This is a genomic window from Streptomyces sp. NPDC001450 (genome assembly GCF_053597295.1).
The window spans coordinates 1-1,709 of the sequence record NZ_JBSFHY010000143.1; the positions used below are offsets into that span (position 1 = coordinate 1).

Sequence of the window (1,709 nt, forward strand, 5' to 3'; positions counted from 1 at the left end):
GCCAGAGCCGGATCCACAGCCCCCTCACCAACGGCGACCGCACCTTCGGTGACGAACACCAGACGGGACTCCCCGAACCGCTCCTCCCCCAGCCAGGCACGCACCAGTTCGAGAGCGCTCAGGACGACGGCATGGGCAGCCGTCGGTTCACTGCCGGTGGGGCGCTCGACCCGCACCAGCACGTCATCGGCGACGGCCTCACCCGGAGCGGGCAGCCCGGCGGTCAGCGAGGGGACCGGTCCGGCGGCAGCCGGCACCCTCACCCAGTCGAGCTGGAACAGTCCGTCTCGGGGGCCGCCGTCCGCCGACGTGATCCCGTCGGCCGCCTCGCGCAGCACCAGTGAGTCCACGGAGGCCACCGCGCCTCCGGTCGTGTCCGCCAGTTCCAACGCCACCGCGTCCGGCCCCACCGAGGCCACGCGCACCCTCAGCTCGCGCGCTCCCGCGGCCCACAGCGACACGCCGCCCCACGAGAACGGCAGCCGCAGCGAGCCGTCGGTACCGAACACGCCCCGCAAGACAGCGTGGAGGACTGAGTCCAGCAGCGCCGGATGCATCCCGAACCGGTCCGCGAGCTCCTCGTGCGCCTCGGGCAGCGTCACCTCGGCGAAGACTTCTTCGCCTCGCCGCCACATCGCACGCAGCCCCTGGAACACCGGCCCGTACGACAGCCCGAGCCCGGCGAAACGCTCGTACACACCCTCCACCGACTCCGCCACCGCATCCCGCGGCGGCCACACGCCGAAATCGAAGGCATCGTCCGGCCGTGTAGCCCCGGCCTCGGCGCTCACCAGACCGGTGGCATGGAGGGTCCACGCCTCGTCCTCCGAGGCGTCGTCGGCGCGGGAGAAGACACTGACGCCACGGCGGCGCGCCTCGTCCGGGCCGTTGACCAACACCTGGACCCGCACACCGCCGTGCTCGGGGAGGACCAGCGGAACCGCGATCGTCAGTTCCTCCACCCGGTCGCACCCGACCTGGTCGGCCCCGCGCAGGACGAGTTCCAGGAAGCCGGTGCCCGGGAACAGGACCGCGCCGGAGACCATGTGGTCCCGCAGCCACGGGTGGCTCCGCAGCGACAGACGACCGGTGAACACCACGCCTTCGGAGTCGGCCGGCGCCAGGGCCGCTCCAAGGAGGGGATGATCGGTGGCGGAGAGGCCGAGGCCGGAGACATCGCCGACGAGCCGACCGCCTGCCGGGGTCGGCCAGTAGATCTTGCGTTGGAACGCGTACGTCGGCAGCTCGACCGAACGGGCCCCGACCCCCGCGAACACCGCACGCCAGTCCACCTCCGCACCTCGGGTGAACAGGCCGGAGACCGCGGCCAGCACCGCGCCGGCCTCCGGCCGGTCCTTGCGCAGGGCCGGCAGCAACAGAGGCCCGTCATCGTCCATGTCCAGGCACGCCTGCGCGAGCGCGGTCAGCGTGCCGTCCGGGCCGAGTTCCACGAACCGCGACACACCCTGCCGGGTCAGCGTGCGCACGGCGTCCCCGTAGCGAACGGCCTGGCGGACATGCCGCACCCAGTAGTCGGGGGACGTCAGTTCGCCGGGTTCGGCGACCGTTCCGGTGAGCGTGGAGACGATGGCCAGGCGGGGTTCGCCGTAGGTCAGGGTCTCGGCGACGGCACGGAAGTCGTCGAGCATGGGCTCCATCAGCGGGGAGTGGAAGGCGTGGCTGACGCGCAGGGCGGTCGTCTTGCGGCC

1 protein-coding gene is annotated in these 1,709 nt (G+C 72.5%); it reads right to left on the reverse strand.

The genetic code is table 11. The annotated features are described in order from the left end of the window. Window positions 1-1,709: polyketide synthase dehydratase domain-containing protein (locus tag ACWC5O_RS45425; RefSeq protein ID WP_450781392.1), on the reverse strand; the 1,709-nt coding region annotated here is incomplete at both ends.